This window comes from Flexivirga sp. G2 (assembly GCF_055397625.1).
The window spans coordinates 2,027,296-2,043,470 of the sequence record NZ_AP039675.1 but is presented as its reverse complement, the minus strand read 5'-3'; the positions used below and the strand labels follow the sequence as shown (position 1 = coordinate 2,043,470).

Here is a 16,175-nt window from a genome sequence, read left to right as displayed (position 1 = left end):
GTCGTCGGCGAAATCAGCCGTAGAAATTCGGTACATGCCACAGGAATCCGCCGTTCGAACCGCCGTTGTAGAGCTCACCGTCATACATGCTCAAGAAGCCACCCCATCCTTGCCGGGAGGTCGTCCACAGCACACGACCCGTCGGACTCACGACCTGTAGTAGCCCATGAGGCGTGATCCGAGCGTGTGACCGTGCCGCGCTCGTGTGCGTCTGCCAGCGGACCACGCCGTTGCACCGGTGGACCAGATTGCCGTCCGATTGCATGGTCAATGTGTTGCGCGAACTGTACTGGCGCACCGCACCCACGAGCGTCTGCCCGGCCCAGAGGGAGTGCCCCGACACGAGCATGTCCCGACCGGTGCGCGAAGACCAGACAGCCTTGTTCTTAGCCGTGTAGATCACCAGGTTGCCGCCGGTCGTCAACGTGACCCGCTTGCCGCCCTTGCCCGCGGTGTTCGAGTGCCACAGGCGAGTGCCTTTGGGACCGAGCAGCGCGAGATCGCCATTGCAGTACAGCGCGAGCTTGGTACTGCCTGCCCCTTTCGCGGAACCACCTTGAGTCCAATTCGTGCCGCCGGCCGATCCTGGTGAACCTGGGGTCGAGAAGGACACGTTTTGATCGAGGTACACGGCGCCCGCGCCAATGGACACGTCGTACCGGTCGCCTTGTGTGTCGTTTGCGACCAGCACTTCCGTCGAATAGCTGCCATGCGGATTGGACAGGCTGTGGCAAGCGGTGAGTGTGCTGCCGCGAGTCGTCGTGGCGTTCGCCGGTGCCGATGTGGTGACACCGGCACCCACCGCCGACAACGCCGCGGCCGCGACTGCGGCGAGCACCCTCGCGGCTGATTTTCGAATCTTGCACTGCGACATCACGAACCCGCTCCCCGTCATCGACCGGCTCGATTGCGCGGTCCCCCAGCACAGACGTGCCGCGCGGAAAGTACCATCGAATCCGTCGCCGCTGCGCGCGTTCTGGCGAAGTCACGCCGAGCGTTGCTCAGCCCGGCTCACGCCACGCACATGGAACATGGCGAGGGTCAATGGAACGCTGCGGCTGGATCGGCGCAACTTTCATGCATTCTTCGAGACGTAGTAGCTTCGAGGGGTCCAAGATCCACGGGGGACCTCCATGAAATCCACGAAACTGACCACAGCCGCGCTGACCGCGACATTTCTGGCCGTCGGAGTCAGCAGCGCAACGGCGCAGCCCGCCCGAGCAGCCGGGCAGCACAAGTACGCCGCGTCCGCGGGTGGACACGCTCGCGCCACGTTCAAGAGCAACGGGAACTGGTTCTACGTCTTCGACACGATGGCCGACGGCCACTCCGCTCTCGGGCAGCTCTACCTCAACAAGAAGTACGTGACGGTCTCTGCCTCGGGCAACGGCAACTCATCCGGTCGTGAGTTCAACAGCATCCGCAACGGTGCTCGTTTCATGTTCCGCGCCTGCTACGGCAACCACACCGCCCACGGCTGGAAGGTCGCTCGCTGCAGCAAGTGGGTCCACGCCGTCGCCTGACCGTCCGTACCGAGTGGCCAACCGTGATCGCCTCGGTGCATCGGCGTGATCCGGAGCTGACGCGCGTCGCAATCGGAGAAGGCCCCTGGCTCCACGTTTCGCGGAGCCAGGGGCCAACTTCGGGTGGTGGATGTGAAGGGACTCGAACCCCTGACCTCTCGCGTGTGAAGCGAACGCTCTAACCAGCTGAGCTACACATCCGGGCGCGTACGGCCCGTCATACGGACCGTGCTGCGAGCGCCAACAGTAGCCGACGACAGGTGTCGCCGCATAATCGGGTGGCGGTTCAGAGCCCGGGCAGATAGCCCAGCCAGTCCTTGACCTGGCCGGGTAGGAACCCGGGCACTCCACTCACCAGAAAGACCAGCCAGAAGCAGGCGGCGACCAGGACCACGATGCCGAGGCCGACAAGACCGCGGACGAACCAGTTCTGCCGCCCGACCCACTCGGTCCACAGCTGCACCTTCGCCTTGGCGAACGCCAACAGTCGCTTCGCCCAGCGGAACTCGGTCGCCCACACACCGATCCCGACGAAGATGATCACCCAACCGGGACCGGGCAACGGCAGCAGGACGATCCCGGTGGCGACGATCAGCAGGCCAAGTGCACCGACGCCGACACGGTAGAAGGTGTATGCGGTGGGGTTGGCCCGGATCCGGGCTCGCCATGCGAACCGGTCCTCGACGATGCTGTCGTCCACGGGGTCGTCGTCCACGGAGCGCTCGACATCCTGGTGCGGCGGGCGGACCACGATGCCCTCAGTCGCGACCGGCGGCCGACGCGTCCGCGAATGCCTTGGCCGCAGCGCTGGTGATCGGCCCCGGCGCGGCCAGTTGCCGGTCGCCGACCGCGGAGACCGCCTGGACGTCACGGGTCGAGGAGGTGATGAAGACCTCGTCCGCCGTGTCGAGAACGTCGATCGGCAGGATCTCCTCGCGGACCGGGATGCCGGCCTCGCGGCTCCACTCGATGGTCAGCGCCCGGGTGATGCCCGCCAGCGGGCCGCACTCCAGCTTCGGGGTGAGCAGCTCGCCGTCGACGACGACGAAGATGTTGGAGCCGGTGCCCTCGCACAGCTCGCCACGGTTGTTGGCGAAGATCGCCTCCGTGCCGCCCTCCTTGTGCGCGGCGGCCAGCGCGACGACGTTCTCGGCATACGAAGTGGTCTTCAGGCCCGCGACCGCGCTGCGTTCGTTGCGGGTCCACGGCACGACCACGATCTTGGTGCTCGCAGCGGGACGGTCCACCGGCATCGCGGCGACGATGTAGGTCAACGGGCTGTCGCTGCGGTCGGAGCCGAGCGGCCCCTCTCCGGCTGTCACCGTGTAACGCAGCCGGCCGAAGTCGATCGGCTCGGACAGGACCGCGTCGAAGCCCTCCTGCAGTCGTGCGCGGTCGGCGGACGGCAGGCCCAGGCCGTGCAGCGAGCGGTCCAGACGGTCGTTGTGTCGATCGATCGCGAACGGCGTGCCGTCGACCACCTTTGCGGTCTCGAAGACACCGTCGCCCACGGTGATGCCGTGGTCCAACGCTCGCACACTGGGCTTGTCGTCGACCATCTCGCCGTCAACCCAGACCCGCACGCTCATGTCACCCTCCAAAGTTCGTCACTGGTCCCACCATCCTTTCATCCCGCTGGCCCTGGCGCTGGAAGTGCACCTCGGAGCCAGTTGGCCGTTACGTGCGCGTTGCCTGTACGGCGCCCGCGCAATCTGCATGCTGTCGCTATGTATTGCGTAAAGCCGTTGTCATGACTCGGTATTCGCCATTGCCGCGTTGACCGTGAGCGACCAATGTCGGTCCACGTCACCAGCACGATCGATCGAAACCCTCACAAGGAGTTCATCAACCATGCGCAAAATCTTCGCGATCGCAGCCGCGACGCTGACCGCGTCCGCGGGTGCGATCGGCGCGCTCGCGCCGACCGCTTCGGCGAACACCGTCGGCAGTTCTTCCACCGTGCACGAGCAACATTCGTGCGCCGCGGCCAGGCCCGGCTGGGCGTCCTGCGACGCACTCCATCTGGTCAACGGGGCGGGGCAGAGCGTCGGGGCCGGCGGCACACTTCAGCCTTCCGCCGCGGCCTCCGGCAAACCGGTCTCGCCGCGGGCGATCTCGGGGAAGACTCCGAGCGACATACAGGACGCGTACAAACTGACCGGCAAGCAGTCCGGTGGCCGCACCGTCGCGATCGTCGACGCCAACGGCTACCCGAACGCCGAGCGGGACCTCGGTGTCTACCGCAAGCAGTTCGGCCTGTCCGACTGCACGGAGGCGAACGGTTGCCTCACCGTCGAGAGCCAGACCGGCAGCACGACCAGCCTGCCGGCCACGGACGTCGGCTGGGACCAAGAACAGGCACTGGATCTCGACGCAGTCTCCGCGACCTGCCCCGACTGCAAGATCGTTCTGGTGGAAGCGAACTCGGCGTCCATGGCGGACCTCGGCGCGGCCGAGAACCAGGCGGCGAAGGTCCCCGGCGTCGTGGCGATCTCCAACTCCTACGGCGGCGGCGACTCCCCCGACTCGTCATACGGGAAGTACTTCAACCACCCCGGCATAGCGGTGACCGCATCGACCGGTGACGACGGCTACCAGGGGGCGAGCTACCCGGCATCCTCGCAGTACGTCACCGCCGTCGGTGGAACGACGCTGACCACCGCGTCCAACAGCCGCGGCTGGAGCGAATCCGCCTGGGACGGCGCAGGATCCGGCTGCACGACCTCGAACCAGGCTCCGGCGGGCCAGGACTCGTCGGTGACGCACTGCAACGGGCGCGCGATGGCCGACGTCTCGGCCGACGCCGACCCGAACTCCGGGCTGGCCGTCTACGCCCCGGAGACGGCGTCCACCTCCAGTTGGTCACAGTACGGCGGGACCTCGCTGTCCTCGCCGATCATCGCGTCGGTCTACGCCCTGTCGGGTGACACCAGCGGGTACCCGAACGCCAAGCCCTACGCGAACAGCTCGGCCCTGTTCGACGTGACGTCCGGCAGCAACGGCAGCAACCAGTACTGGTCGAACGCCGGCCCGGGCTGGGACGGCCCGACCGGACTCGGCACCCCGAACGGCACCGCCGGGTTCTGACCGCCGGTGGTCAGCGGGCTCGGCGACGGGATGGAAGAATCACCGTATGCCGAGCCCGCTGCCCCAGGACCCGATCGCCGAGGCACATCGACAGTGGACCGCACACGGCTGGGGTGAGTACGCCGACGGGATGGCGGCGATCACGTCCGTCATCCGCGCGCAGCAGATCTTCCTGGCCCGGGTCGAGGAAGTGCTCAAGCCTCTCGGCCTGACGTTCGCCCGTTACGAACTGCTCACCCTGCTGCACTTCACCCGCAGCGGCGCTCTGCCGATGGCGAAGGCGAGCGCCCGGTTGCAGGTCCACCCGACCAGCGTGACGAACGCCGTCGACCGGCTGGAGGCCGTCGGACTGGTCCGGCGCACACCACATCCGACGGACGGCCGCACGACCCTGGTCGAGCTGACCGACGAAGGGCACGCATTGTCGTTGCGGGCGACGCGAGAGCTCAACGACGCGGTGTTCGGCAGCCCGGGTCTGGCGGCCGACGATCTCGAGCCGCTGCTGCGCATCATGGCCCGATTGCGCCAGGGCGCAGGCGATTTCGAGGAAGCGTCGGAATGGTGATCTCGAAACGCATGGTCTCGATGCCCATGGTCTCGATACACCTCCTCCGCTGCGCTCCCCCGGCACTCGACCAACGTGCCCTCACGTTGGTCGAGTAGCGGCGAGGAACGAGCCGCGTATCGGGACCTACGAGTTGGTGAACCTCGGCGCGCGCTTCTCGACGAAGGCCGCCATACCTTCCTTCTGATCGTCCGTCGCGAACGCCGCGTGGAAGGAACGCCGTTCGAGGCGCACGCCCTCGGACAGGGTTGTCTCGAAGGCGGCATTGACCGCGTCCTTGGCGAGCATCGCGACCGGCAGCGACATACCCGCGATCTTCTCGGCGACCTCCTGGGCGGTCGTCAGCAACTCCTCGGCGGGTACGACGCGCGCGACCAGGCCCGCTCGCTCCGCCTCATCCGCGCCGATCTGCCGGCCGGTCAGCACCATGTCCATCGCCTTGGCCTTGCCGACCGCGCGCGCCAGGCGTTGCGAACCACCCATGCCGGGTATGACGCCGAGCGTGATCTCCGGCTGCCCGAACTTCGCGGTGTCGGCCGCGATGATGAGGTCGCACAACATGGCCAACTCGCAGCCGCCACCGAGTGCGTAACCCGCCACCGCGGCGATGATCGGCGTGCGGACCTGCGTCAGCCGCTCCCAGCCCCAGAAGAGATTGGCGTTGTAGACCTCGGAGAACGTCTTGTCGGCCATCTCCTTGATGTCCGCACCTGCGGCGAACGCCTTGGCGGAGCCGGTGATCACGATGGCGCCGACGCCGGCGTCCTGGTCGAGATCCTCTGCGGCGGCGACCACCTCGGTCATCACCTCGGAGTTGAGCGCGTTCAGGGCCTTGGGCCGGTTGAGCGTGATGGTGGCCGTGCGGCCGGTCCGCTCCACCAGAATCGTCGTGTAGTCGGTCACCTTCGCGATGGTAGTTGAGGTACCCGCCCGATTACGCTCTGCCCAGGCCGAGTTCGCGATCCACCGGTGCGAAATAGGCGTCGACCATGGCCTCGTCCACCTCGGCGAGGGCGGCCGGTGACCACCGTGGGTTGCGGTCCTTGTCGACGACCTGTGCGCGGATCCCTTCGGCCAGATCGTGGGTCCGCAATGCGTGCGACACCGCCCGGAAGTCCTGGTCGAGCACGTCCTCGAGGGCGTCGGTCTCGCGGGCCTCACGCAGCGACCGCAGGGTCGCTTTGAGCGCGACCGGCGACCTGCCGGCGAGCGCGGTGGCCGCCGCCTGCGCCTCGGGCTCGGTGCGTCGCTCCAGTCGTTCGGTGATCTGCTCGACGGTGTCCGCGGCATACACCCCGTCGATCCAGGTGCGTGCGGCGAAAACCTTTGACTGATGCGGTGTTTCGGAATACTTGAGCACTGCCTCGTCGACGCCGTCCGCGACGACTGCAGCGGTGAACGAGTCCAGCGCGCTGGACGGTACGAAGTGGTCCGCGAAGCCGAGGGCGATCGCATCGGCGCCGTCCATCTGGCCGCCGGTCAGCCCGAGGTGGGTCCCGGTCTCCCCCGGCGCGTGCGCCAACAGGAAGATGCCTCCGACATCCGGCACGAAACCGATGCCGGTCTCCGGCATGGCGACGCGAGATCGTTCGGTCACGATGCGGTGACTGCCGTGCGCGGAGATGCCGACGCCGCCGCCCATGACGATGCCGTCCATCAGTGCGACATACGGCTTGGGGAAGCTGTTGATCGCGGCGTTGAGGAGATACTCGGAGCGCCAGAAGTCCAGCGTGCCCATGCCACCGCTCACCGCGTCGCGGTACATCGCCACGACGTCTCCTCCGGCACACAGTCCGCGGTCACCGGCACCGTCGATGAGGACTGCGGTGATGCTCGGGTCCACCGCCCATGCGTCGATGGTCCTGCCCAGCAGGTCGACCATCGATGCGTTCAGCGCGTTGATCGCCCGCGGACGATTGAGCGTGAGTCGCCCGACCGAACCCTCGGTGCGTACGAGCACCTCCGGCTCACCAACCTGCTGTGTCGTCATCGTTGCCCGTCCTTGTCGTGGAGTCCGCCCGGTGCCGGGCTGACAGCACCGTAACCGCCCGCCGCGCAACCGCGACGGGCGCGCCAGGTGTGCCAAATCGTCATGTTCGTGGCGGCGCTCACCCGCCCGGATCGCAGTACAGTTCGGCGACGGTTCAGCCAGCCACCAAGGAGAATGCAGCATGGTCGATTTCAACGGACTCTTGCGGAAGGCGAAGGACTTCGCCCGCAAGAACCCCGACAAGGTTCGCGATGGTCTCGACAAGGCCGAGGACGCGATCAACTCCAAGACCGGTGGCAAGTACGACTCGCAGATCCGCTCTGCCGGCGACAAGGTCGAGGAGCAGCTCGGCGTCGACCAGCAGAAGACGGAGAAGCCGGCCCCGGACAACGGCACCCAGGGCGGCGACGCGAAGTAACCGCGGCGACGCGCCATACACCTGAAGTGGGGCACCGACCGGTTGGTCGGTGCCCCACTTCAGTTCCGTTCCCGAAAGCTGAACGGCGAAAGCCCCTGGTCCTCAGCAGGATCAGGGGCTTCCGTGGTGGTGGACGATACTGGGATCGAACCACTGCGCCGCAGCCTTTCTCCAACCGCGCCATTTCAACACAAATATGCCGCTGACCTGCATCGATGCGACACAGTGATGTGGAATACTAGGTCCTACTGGAGACATGAATACCCCTTTCTCGTAGGGCATATGTAGGGCACCGGCCAGCGCTGTACGAAGGACCGTCAGGAGCGACGCATGCCGCGCAGGAAACCACCGACCCGTCGTGGGTTCGGGTCGATCAAGTTGGAGAAGTCGGGCAGATACGCAGCCTTCTACACAGACCCCGAGGGTCGAACGAAGGTCTCGTCGACGGGCAAGGCCACGCCGGTGCGGCACTACGCCAGCAAGACCTTCGAGTCGAAGATCGATGCCGAAGGATGGTTGACCGATGAGCGACGCCTGATCAGCAGCGGGACCTGGACGTCACCGGCCGAGCGCAAACAGGCGAAGCTTCTGGCCGAGGCCAGCAAGGCACCAATGTTCGGGCAATACGCCTCGAACTGGATCGACAATCGGAAGAACAAGTCTGGCCGAGCCCTGGCACCGCGCACCCGCGACCACTACCACCAAATCCTCGCCGACTACCTGGAGCCCACCTTCGGTGACCTGCTGCTGGACGAGATCACCCCGGCGGCAGTCAACGCCTGGTACGACGCCTTCGCTCCCCTGCGTACGAAGTCCGCCGGCAAGAAGACCACCGGTGACACGACCAAGGCGCACACGTACAGCCTGGCTCGGGCCGTGATGAACACTGCCACGTCCGCCCACGGTCCCCTGGTCGGTCACGTCAATCCGTTCGCCGTCCGCGGTGGTGGCACGTCACCAGTGCGCAAGCGCACCCAGGTCGCGACCAGTGGGCAGTTCAAAATCATGCTGGACACCATCCGGCCGCAATGGAGACTCATCCTGTTGCTCGGTTGCTGGATGGGTCTGCGCTACAGCGAAATCGCCGAACTGCGCCGCAGTGACATCGACCTGAAGGCCGGGCTGATCCACGTCTCGCGCTCGGTGACCAGGAGCAAGGTCGACGGGATCGGTGTGAAGTCTCCCAAGTCCGACGCTGGGATCCGCGACCAGGTCGTACCGAGCCACGTGCTGCCCGCCCTCAAGCAGCACCTGCACACCTACGTGACCGGCAAGGACGGACTGCTGTTCCCGGGCGCCAACGGCAAGCACCTGGCACCGGTGACGTTTTTCGGAAAGGTTCCGACGAAGACTGCCGAGACGCCCGAGCAGCGTGCTACACAGCAGGCCCGGAACGGCTGGTACGCGGCCAGGGCTGCAGCGGGGTGCTCGACCCTGCGTTTCCACGACCTACGGGCCACCGGCGCCACGCTCCTCGCCCAGCAGGGCGCGACGGTGGCAGACGTCCAGATGTTCCTGGGCGACTCCACGGCCCAAGCAGCCCTGCGCTACGTGCGCTCCGCCCAAGGACGCCAAAAGCTCCTGGCCGACAAGATGGCCGCACTGGACGGTACCGCCTGGTGATGGTCACGTCGGCACTACGACCATGAGCCGGTCAAGAGAGCTTGGAGTCGGCTCCTTCGGGGACGGTGTCGTCAGATAGCGGCGACACTGCCTGCAGCGCGGCCTTGAAGAGTTCGACACGCACACCGTCCGGGTAGAGGAGCAGATCGTGCTCCCAGAAACGGAGCATCGTCCAGTCCGTCCTTGCGACGTACGCGTTCTGGGCTCGGTCATTGGCCATGTTGCGCTTTACCATCGGGTGGTCTTGCCACTCTGGCCGTAGTCCGTGCCAGTAGTCGCCGTCGGCCTGGACAATGAGCTTCAGATCCTGCACGCAGGCGTCGACGGTCCATCGCTTGAAGACGAAGTGCTCACGCTGCCAGGCGCCCGACCCGAAGACCTCATCCATCAGGGCGTACAGGGCGCGCTCAGGTTTCGTTGGCTCCTTGCTCGCCAGATGGTCCCGCTGCATCTGGCGCACTCGCTCCAACTCAGCCGGGTCTGCCTTCCGTGCCTCGGTGTTGCAGGACCTGCTGCAGAAGACGCGATGCGTCGAGGCGGGGCTCTCGAACTCGGTGCCACACCACGCGCAGGCCCGGGACACACGATTCCTCCTGCCGAGCCCACGGCAAGCGACCGAGCAGTACACACCGTCCTGCGATTCCCAGACCTCAAACACCTCCCCGCAGGACTTGCAGATGCACTGCTTTCGCTTCTCGCGGCACTTCATCGAGCAGAAGCGCCACCACCCGAGCGTCTCGACTTCCCAGCGCGGCGCACGGAATGTCTTGCCGCATCCCTCGCAGACGCGCTCCACTGGGCCGGGGAATGCGCAAGCCTTGGAGCAGTATTTGCCTTTGCCAGCGGCGACCTTGTCACGGGCAACCTCGAAAGTGACGCCGCACCGTTGACAGGTGCGCGTCACGCGCGTTCGATGCGCCAGCCCGGAGCATGCCTTCGAGCAATACACCTGGGTGCGACGTATCGGTTTGAAGGGCTGCCCACATGCCAAACACGTACGCGGTCCGATCGGTGGTCCACCCATGTCACTCGCCTTCCGAGTCTGGTTGGCGGCATCATGCTCGATCGCACCTCGTGACACCAGGGGCCCGTTACCGACCCGTGACCTAGCTCGCGTACAGCCGGTCGAGGAACGCCAGGGTTTCCGCAGCCTGCTGCTGCTCACGCGCCCGCAGACGCTCTTCCTGCTCCTGGTAGCGGGCAGCCCGGCGAAGGCTGCAGGTGACTGGTCGCGACTGCACCACAGGTGCTTCGGCGACTGGCTCCTCGGACGACACCACAAGGTCGATGTCGGCAGCCTCCGGGGTTGTCTGCACGGGCTCCTGTGGGGTGCCAACAGGATCCGGCTGCGCAGTTCCCGGGTCGGGCGCCTTCGTGGCTGTCCGGCGGTCGTGGGTGGACACGAGCACGGCTTGCTGTACGACTTCCTGCGGTGCTCTGACAGGTTCCGGCTGGCTCGTGTGCGTGGTGTCCATGGGCTCCTCGTGGGCTTCCTGACGATCCTGGCGGGCTCGCTTGAGGAGCTTGCGGATAGCTCCCTCGGAGACCCCAAAGTGGCGACCAGCGGCACGCTGCGAATTGCCCGCCTCTACGTAGGCCAGCACCTCGGCTCGGTGCTGAGCCTGGGCGTCGCGGGTCTGTGCCCTCGGAGTGGCCAGGTTCCGCTTGAAGATGTGCTCGGCGGTCAGGCCGGTGATCTCGGCGAGCTTCTCGGCTGCAGCCCAGCGGTCCTCGCGGGACGACATCGCCCGACCTCCGTACAGCAGGCGAGCAACTTCCTCGGACTTCTCGGCCTTGGCCTGCAGGCTGTTGTGGGATCCATTGCGCCTGGCTGCAGCAATCGAGGCTTCGGTGCGGGTGCGCTTGTTGCGCGCCCGGTCTCGTTGCTTCTCACGGAACTCTTCCCACTCATCCGGAGTGCGCTCGATGTATTGGGGCGCCTCGTTCCAGAGGCGTGAGTTCACCACCCAGCCGTGACAGAACTCCACGATCGCCTCGACCTTGCTGCGAATCATGCCGCCGTACCAGTACGACTGGTTTCGCTGTTCCGCCCAGGCCACCATGTCCTCGCGAAGAGCGTCCACCGAGGCGGCCCGACCCACACCTGCCTCGAAGGGGTAGTTCCGCAGTCCGGCCATGGTCCATTTGATGAGGTTGTTGCGCAGGTCTTGCTCGGTCTCACCACCGCGAGCATTCCGGGAGCCCTCGGACGAGATGTGCCGCACGCCCATCCGTTTGGGGTTGGCCACGGCACGGGTGGCGCCACCCTCAGTGCAGATGTAGAGGTATCCCTTTTGCAGATCGCGCTCTTGGCGCTGCTGGACCCACTGCTGCTCACGCTCGCTCAATGCTGCTTCGGCAGCATCACCGCCACGTTGGAAGATTGAGTCGTCAATCGGGGTGAGATGGACTAGGCTCATCGCAGAAGTCCTCCTTCAGTTGGGTTGAAGTTGAGGCAACGCCCCCTGCAGTGTTCATCGCACTGTGGGGGGCATTTTCTTTCGAGGATCATATGCCCGTCGCGCTGGTCCTTCCAAGCGCTGCTGACCATTCTCGGACGGGGCTGAATCATGGGTGCGGAGATTCCTCCACCCATGCCGGGGTTCGGTTTCCCAGAGCGAAAAGAGTGATTCTTGAGTCCAGGTCCATGTGGCTACCGCAGGCGCAAGGAGCGCGGTCGTTCTGGTGCGTACCGCTAGGTGCGTACCCCTGGGGCAGCCCTAGCCCTGAGTAGTACGTAAGAGGTATAGAGAGAGACCTCAAGAGGTAATACCTCTAAAAATCTGTATAGAACAGGCTCACTACACTCATGGCTAAGGCTCACCCATGGGTACGCACCCCCAGCACCCCGGAGCCATGGCCCAGCAAGCGCAGCGGCCGTCGTGGACGAAGAAGAATATTTCTCGTCACCGTGGGAACCCCTTCATCCGCCAGCCCGATCGCGGTCTGATCCATGATCATTTCCATGGGTTATTCATGATTCAAAACGGGTATTTAGTTAGACCGGCTAAGTTTGACGGGTCGGAGAACATCGATGATAATTGGGGCATGCCGAAGACACCTCGTGAAACCTCCGCCGATACCGCTGCCCAGTGGCTATCACAAGCTCAAGTGGCGGAGCGTCTCTCCTGCAGCACGAGAACGGTCCGGCTCATCATCGCGAGAGGCGACCTCGTCGGCTACCGAGTCGGCCGCAGTCGCACGGTGCGCATCAGGGCATCCGACCTCGATGCGCTGATGCGGCCTATCCCGGCCATTGCCGTGTGACACCGAATTCCAGGGCGCACCCGTCGTGCGGGTTTCAACGATCCGAAATTTCGTGTCGCGTGCAGCATCGGTCCAATACTCGCGCGGTCGGGCGAGGGCTTCGCCTGCGTTCATCGACATACCAGCAACCCTTCCCTCCGTGACGGGTCACCGGCCGCAAGCCGTCCTCCCCGACGCTTCAGTCGAGTACGTTTGCCTCGCCGTCCGCTACCCGCGACATCTACCCTTGGTCGCTGATGTTCGCCCGATAGACAACACTCAGGGCAACACCAACCTGGCGAGCCGCCCGCGCCACCGGAACTCCACTTACAACGAGCCTGGCAATCCTCAGCACCTGCACGGCGCCAATCAGATTGCGCTACCAGCCCCCGGGTCTTCGTGGACCTCGCACCGGGCGGAGTTCCCAATTATTGAGGCGCTGGTCGGGCCGAGGGTGTATCTATTGGCAGGCGTATCGGCGGCGTTTGGGGGATCCAGAACAAGATGAACGGCTCCCGCATCCCGTCAGCGGCGCCAGCGCGCGACGACATACAGATCGAGTGCCACGCCTAGCCCGTCCATGCGAAGACATTCAGCTCGGCCCGAAACCGCAACTGGCTCAAGTTCTCAACAGACTCGCACCGAAAGGACCTCCAATGGCCGACATTCCTGAAAATGCCGCAGCGCCGCTGCCCCAGTTCCGATCACGCCCCATCTTCGGCGAGGCTGCTCAAGGCTGCCAACAGTTCCTCGGTGACGAACGCGTGCTGCGCACCGCAGACCGAGTCCTAGAGACTGACTACTCTGCGACCACCCAACAGCAACGCTGGGATGCCCAACAGCAGGGTAGGTCGCAGTACGCGCCACGGTCCGAGAAGTTCCCCGGCACCCCGCAGTTCACCCCTGGCGTCAAGGCGGCTTACGTGGCAGGCACGGTCAGTCAACGAGCGGCAGTGGGCGGCTCGACGATGGGCCTGCTCGGCGCGGCGACCATGCCCGGCAAGTGGGTCGGCGGGAGCTACGACGGCGCTCCGGCGACGGAGACCAACCGGTATTTCGAGAAGGCCGGAACGTTCATCCTCTGTGTCACCTGGACCCTGATCGGCCTGGGCTTCATGGTCTTCTCCGTGGCGGTCCACATCATCGGTCACGGAGAGGATGCCGGTATCGGCATCTGTTTCAGTATTTTCCTCGGCGCCATCCCCGCTCTGGCCGGAGTGCTGGTCTGGTACCTGACGTGCCGCACCAACCGCAAGGAGGCGCAGGTCGTCGGAGCCGTGGCGATGCTCGGTGCGGCCGCTCTCGGGCGCCAGTTGGGCAAGATGTCCGAGCCTCCCCGGCCGGATGTGCGCGCCCCGAAGCCTTCGATGCGCAACACGGACGGTTCCTGGAACCCCCTCGGTGGCAACCAGCCGTACGGCTGGACTCCCCCGGCGCAGCAGCAACAAATGGCGGTACCGGCGGCGTGGTACGACCCGATGAGTCGGATCCCGAGCCCCGGGAACGCGAAGTACGACCCTCGGGCTGTGGAGTGGTACAACGCACAGCGCCAGGCGGGCATGCTCTGATGCAACTGGAAATATTCTTCCCGTGCCGTCATGCCAGGGCAGCAGTCTCGACGGTGCTGTCGTCGCGGCGGAGTTAGTCGCCTCGACCACGATCTTCGTCGAGCGGGATTACCGATATCGGCACCGCTACGTCAAGACCGGGACTCGACCGTCGAAAGCACGTTCGCGCCGACTTGCGCGCCGAAGTCGAGCGACTGCTTCTGTCAGGATGTGGCCGAAGCCATCGGAGGAACTCCCGCAACCACTCCAGAGACTCCTCCACCGAGTCCGTCGCAAGTATCGATTGGAAGTTTGGAATCGTGCCCGGCCGCGCGCAGTCGGACTGTACTCGTCGAACCCGCACCACACGCTCCTACATGGGCAAGAACTCAAAGCCGTCGTCGCCTCGGAGCCGATGTAGGACACCATCAGACGGACACATCATCTCTTGTACTTGCCCGCGTCGCCGTCGACGCTGCGGGCAGCCGCAGCAGGACGTCCCCCAGACGATCCTGTTACGGCTTGACCGTGGGTGGCAGTGCTAGATGTCTCCCTTGCGGGACGGCAGCAGAATCTTTAGCCGTGAACTTGACGCGGTGCCGATCGCGGGCCTCGAACCAACCTTCGATGAACTTCGCTTCTAGGAAGCGGTTGGCAAGCTCACCACCAGTTTCAGGCAGGCCCAACAGTCGTGCCGTGAACCCGAAGCGGTGCTCCATATCGGCCCGTATTGCGCGGGTAATTCGCAGCGTCCCCGCACGACGCGCTTGGTAGATTCGCTCGGACAGTGCACCAGTATCTTCGCTGTCAACGAAGCCGAACTCGTACTGGTATCGCCTTTGGTGCTCGTGCCACGGCCAGACGGCCCACTCGATCATCCCCTGAGTCAGGAACTCACGAACGGAGGCAGGTAACCACCTGCTTGCGTCTGAGAGCAGCCACAGCGCAATGTCGATCTGCTCGTAGAAGGACGTGCTGGGCCCCATGAGGGCGCCCTGCACGTAGTGGCATGCCACTAGCGACGGGTCCATGCTCCAGAAGTCCGGGGCTCTGAGCGCGAACTGGTCTGCCTCGTCCCTGCGATCGGGTTCGTCGGCCGCTGCGATCTGGTAAAGCCGGTCAATCTCGTCTTCGAGCGGACCGCCGAAGCCAGGGATGAGCAATTGCGGCGCATACTGAATGGCGTAGGTCGTGTGCTTCAGACAAGTGTCGAGCAGACCGGGATGCGAGCGTATAAACTCGTGCACTTTCTCCGGCGGCGTCACCTGGCTTATCCGCTGGTCTGCGGCTGCCGCCATCCACGACTCCTGCAGGGCGGCCTGCCCGATTCGGCGGCCACGCGCCTCTGCCTCGTCGCTCCACGGAGGCAACGGGAAGCCCCAACGGCCCCAACCCATCGCTGAGCCGTCCGCGTTTGACTCGGCCGCACCCGCCATATCTAGCCACCAGTCGTCAGAGATCACCGGTGGGTTCCCCCAACCCTGCTCAATCAGGTACTCACGCGCCTCAACGAGGGACGACCCCTTCGGTCGAATGACCTTGCCCAACCTGACGACGACGGCGTCCAGTCCCTCGGACGAGAGAGTCGCCACCTTGTCGGCCAGCGGCGGTGAATAGGCAAGCACATCGCCACGGCTCACGTTGTGCCACACAGGGAGGATGACGTCGCGCTCGGCGCTGTTCTGCCTTGCAACGAGCCCGTCGAGTTCCCATTGGGACCATTGTTTCGCAAAGAAGTGAGGGCTTAGCACGACGATGCCGAAGCGTGCTTGAGCGAGGCCTCGGTCGATCGAGCGACGGAGACTGTCGCCGACATTCAGGCTGAACTCGTCATACCAAACTTCAATGTGAGCTTCGCGTAGCCGCTCGACCAAGGGCCGGACGAAGGCGTCCTTGTCTTCGCTCGCGTGAGAGACGAACACGTCGTAGAGCACCTGGCCAGCGTAAGTCCAGGTCCACCGCAAGGTCGGCAGAAGCCAAGAACATGCAGACGCTCATGGCATTGGCCGGGCGGCCCACGGGCGGGATCCCGCGCCCGCTCGGGAGACCTCAAGTATTGTTCAGCGCTACGCTCCTCGCGGCTGGCAAGTGTGCGGGTGTCATGACTGGGGCCTCTGATGACGACGCACAGTTCACAAAGTGCGTGAAGAACGCACGCTGCGACTCCACTCCGAAA

The 16,175-nt window shown here is 65.1% G+C and carries 15 protein-coding genes and 1 tRNA gene; 7 read left to right on the top strand and 9 right to left on the bottom strand.

The annotated features are described in order from the left end of the window. Positions 1–13: 13 nt before the first annotated feature. Positions 14–802, bottom strand: coding sequence for a hypothetical protein (locus ACZ50J_RS09895; protein WP_464301105.1), 789 nt, complete (start codon positions 800–802; stop codon positions 14–16). Between the two features lie 331 nt (positions 803–1,133). Here ACZ50J_RS09895 and ACZ50J_RS09890 point away from each other — a divergent pair, with 331 nt between their 5' ends. Beyond that, positions 1,134–1,523, top strand: coding sequence for a hypothetical protein (locus tag ACZ50J_RS09890; protein ID WP_464301104.1), 390 nt, complete (start codon positions 1,134–1,136; stop codon positions 1,521–1,523). A 124-nt stretch (positions 1,524–1,647) separates the two neighbouring features. Here the strand turns inward: ACZ50J_RS09890 and ACZ50J_RS09885 are convergent. The 3 genes from ACZ50J_RS09885 to ACZ50J_RS09875 form a co-directional block, all read right to left on the bottom strand. After that, a tRNA-Val gene (locus ACZ50J_RS09885) sits at positions 1,648–1,724 on the bottom strand. Positions 1,725–1,809: 85 nt separating this feature from the next. Beyond that, entirely contained in the window at positions 1,810–2,274 is a 465-nt protein-coding gene (locus ACZ50J_RS09880) for a TIGR02611 family protein (protein ID WP_464301103.1), read from the bottom strand. 7 nt (positions 2,275–2,281) lie between these two features. Further along, a complete protein-coding gene (locus ACZ50J_RS09875) occupies positions 2,282–3,112 on the bottom strand; it encodes an aminotransferase class IV (protein WP_464301102.1) in 831 nt (276 codons plus the stop codon). Between the two features lie 262 nt (positions 3,113–3,374). Here ACZ50J_RS09875 and ACZ50J_RS09870 point away from each other — a divergent pair, with 262 nt between their 5' ends. Further along, positions 3,375–4,610 carry a S53 family peptidase gene (locus ACZ50J_RS09870; protein WP_464301101.1) on the top strand — a complete coding sequence of 412 codons (1,236 nt, stop codon included), beginning with the start codon at positions 3,375–3,377 and terminating at the stop codon, positions 4,608–4,610. Positions 4,611–4,656: 46 nt separating this feature from the next. After that, entirely contained in the window at positions 4,657–5,175 is a 519-nt protein-coding gene (locus ACZ50J_RS09865; protein WP_464301100.1) for a MarR family winged helix-turn-helix transcriptional regulator, read from the top strand. A gap of 126 nt (positions 5,176–5,301) precedes the next feature. Here the strand turns inward: ACZ50J_RS09865 and ACZ50J_RS09860 are convergent, their stop codons facing one another. Together ACZ50J_RS09860 and ACZ50J_RS09855 are read right to left on the bottom strand one after the other, a co-directional pair. Beyond that, positions 5,302–6,078: an enoyl-CoA hydratase gene (locus ACZ50J_RS09860; RefSeq protein ID WP_464301099.1), complete on the bottom strand. Its 777-nt coding sequence runs from the start codon at positions 6,076–6,078 to the stop codon at positions 5,302–5,304. A gap of 31 nt (positions 6,079–6,109) precedes the next feature. Then, positions 6,110–7,165 (bottom strand): enoyl-CoA hydratase/isomerase family protein, encoded by a 1,056-nt coding sequence (locus ACZ50J_RS09855; protein ID WP_464301098.1) that lies wholly within the window; start codon positions 7,163–7,165, stop codon positions 6,110–6,112. A gap of 181 nt (positions 7,166–7,346) precedes the next feature. On the opposite strand from ACZ50J_RS09855, the gene ACZ50J_RS09850 reads away from it, so the two are divergent. Further along, positions 7,347–7,583, top strand: coding sequence for an antitoxin (locus tag ACZ50J_RS09850; RefSeq protein ID WP_464301097.1), 237 nt, complete (start codon positions 7,347–7,349; stop codon positions 7,581–7,583). Positions 7,584–7,913: 330 nt separating this feature from the next. Then, positions 7,914–9,206 (top strand): tyrosine-type recombinase/integrase, encoded by a 1,293-nt coding sequence (locus ACZ50J_RS09845; RefSeq protein WP_464301096.1) that lies wholly within the window; start codon positions 7,914–7,916, stop codon positions 9,204–9,206. 31 nt (positions 9,207–9,237) lie between these two features. On the opposite strand, the gene ACZ50J_RS09840 is transcribed toward ACZ50J_RS09845, so the two are convergent. Both ACZ50J_RS09840 and ACZ50J_RS09835 read right to left on the bottom strand, forming a co-directional pair. After that, a complete protein-coding gene (locus ACZ50J_RS09840) occupies positions 9,238–9,657 on the bottom strand; it encodes a DUF559 domain-containing protein (RefSeq protein ID WP_464301095.1) in 420 nt (139 codons plus the stop codon). Positions 9,658–10,312: 655 nt separating this feature from the next. Beyond that, complete coding sequence (locus tag ACZ50J_RS09835) at positions 10,313–11,626, bottom strand: helix-turn-helix domain-containing protein (protein WP_464301094.1); 1,314 nt, start codon at positions 11,624–11,626, stop codon at positions 10,313–10,315. Between the two features lie 406 nt (positions 11,627–12,032). Between ACZ50J_RS09835 and ACZ50J_RS09830 the strand changes: the two genes are divergently transcribed. Next, positions 12,033–12,473 (top strand): helix-turn-helix domain-containing protein, encoded by a 441-nt coding sequence (locus tag ACZ50J_RS09830; protein WP_464301093.1) that lies wholly within the window; start codon positions 12,033–12,035, stop codon positions 12,471–12,473. 635 nt (positions 12,474–13,108) lie between these two features. After that, positions 13,109–14,020, top strand: a complete 912-nt coding sequence (locus ACZ50J_RS09825; protein WP_464301092.1) for a hypothetical protein — start codon at positions 13,109–13,111, stop codon at positions 14,018–14,020. A 494-nt stretch (positions 14,021–14,514) separates the two neighbouring features. On the opposite strand, the gene ACZ50J_RS09820 is transcribed toward ACZ50J_RS09825, so the two are convergent. After that, positions 14,515–15,933: a toll/interleukin-1 receptor domain-containing protein gene (locus ACZ50J_RS09820; RefSeq protein ID WP_464301091.1), complete on the bottom strand. Its 1,419-nt coding sequence runs from the start codon at positions 15,931–15,933 to the stop codon at positions 14,515–14,517. Positions 15,934–16,175: the final 242 nt, after the last annotated feature.

What these genes read in the sequence shown, in the direction of transcription:
- ACZ50J_RS09890 (WP_464301104.1), top strand. Translation starts at nt 1,134, where the DNA reads ATGAAATCCACGAAACTGACCACAGCCGCGCTGACCGCGACATTTCTG.
- ACZ50J_RS09875 (WP_464301102.1), bottom strand. Translation starts at nt 3,112, where the DNA reads ATGAGCGTGCGGGTCTGGGTTGACGGCGAGATGGTCGACGACAAGCCC.
- ACZ50J_RS09870 (WP_464301101.1), top strand. Translation starts at nt 3,375, where the DNA reads ATGCGCAAAATCTTCGCGATCGCAGCCGCGACGCTGACCGCGTCCGCG.
- ACZ50J_RS09865 (WP_464301100.1), top strand. Translation starts at nt 4,657, where the DNA reads ATGCCGAGCCCGCTGCCCCAGGACCCGATCGCCGAGGCACATCGACAG.
- ACZ50J_RS09855 (WP_464301098.1), bottom strand. Translation starts at nt 7,165, where the DNA reads ATGACGACACAGCAGGTTGGTGAGCCGGAGGTGCTCGTACGCACCGAG.
- ACZ50J_RS09850 (WP_464301097.1), top strand. Translation starts at nt 7,347, where the DNA reads ATGGTCGATTTCAACGGACTCTTGCGGAAGGCGAAGGACTTCGCCCGC.
- ACZ50J_RS09845 (WP_464301096.1), top strand. Translation starts at nt 7,914, where the DNA reads ATGCCGCGCAGGAAACCACCGACCCGTCGTGGGTTCGGGTCGATCAAG.
- ACZ50J_RS09840 (WP_464301095.1), bottom strand. Translation starts at nt 9,657, where the DNA reads ATGCAGCGGGACCATCTGGCGAGCAAGGAGCCAACGAAACCTGAGCGC.
- ACZ50J_RS09835 (WP_464301094.1), bottom strand. Translation starts at nt 11,626, where the DNA reads ATGAGCCTAGTCCATCTCACCCCGATTGACGACTCAATCTTCCAACGT.
- ACZ50J_RS09830 (WP_464301093.1), top strand. Translation starts at nt 12,033, where the DNA reads ATGGGTACGCACCCCCAGCACCCCGGAGCCATGGCCCAGCAAGCGCAG.
- ACZ50J_RS09825 (WP_464301092.1), top strand. Translation starts at nt 13,109, where the DNA reads ATGGCCGACATTCCTGAAAATGCCGCAGCGCCGCTGCCCCAGTTCCGA.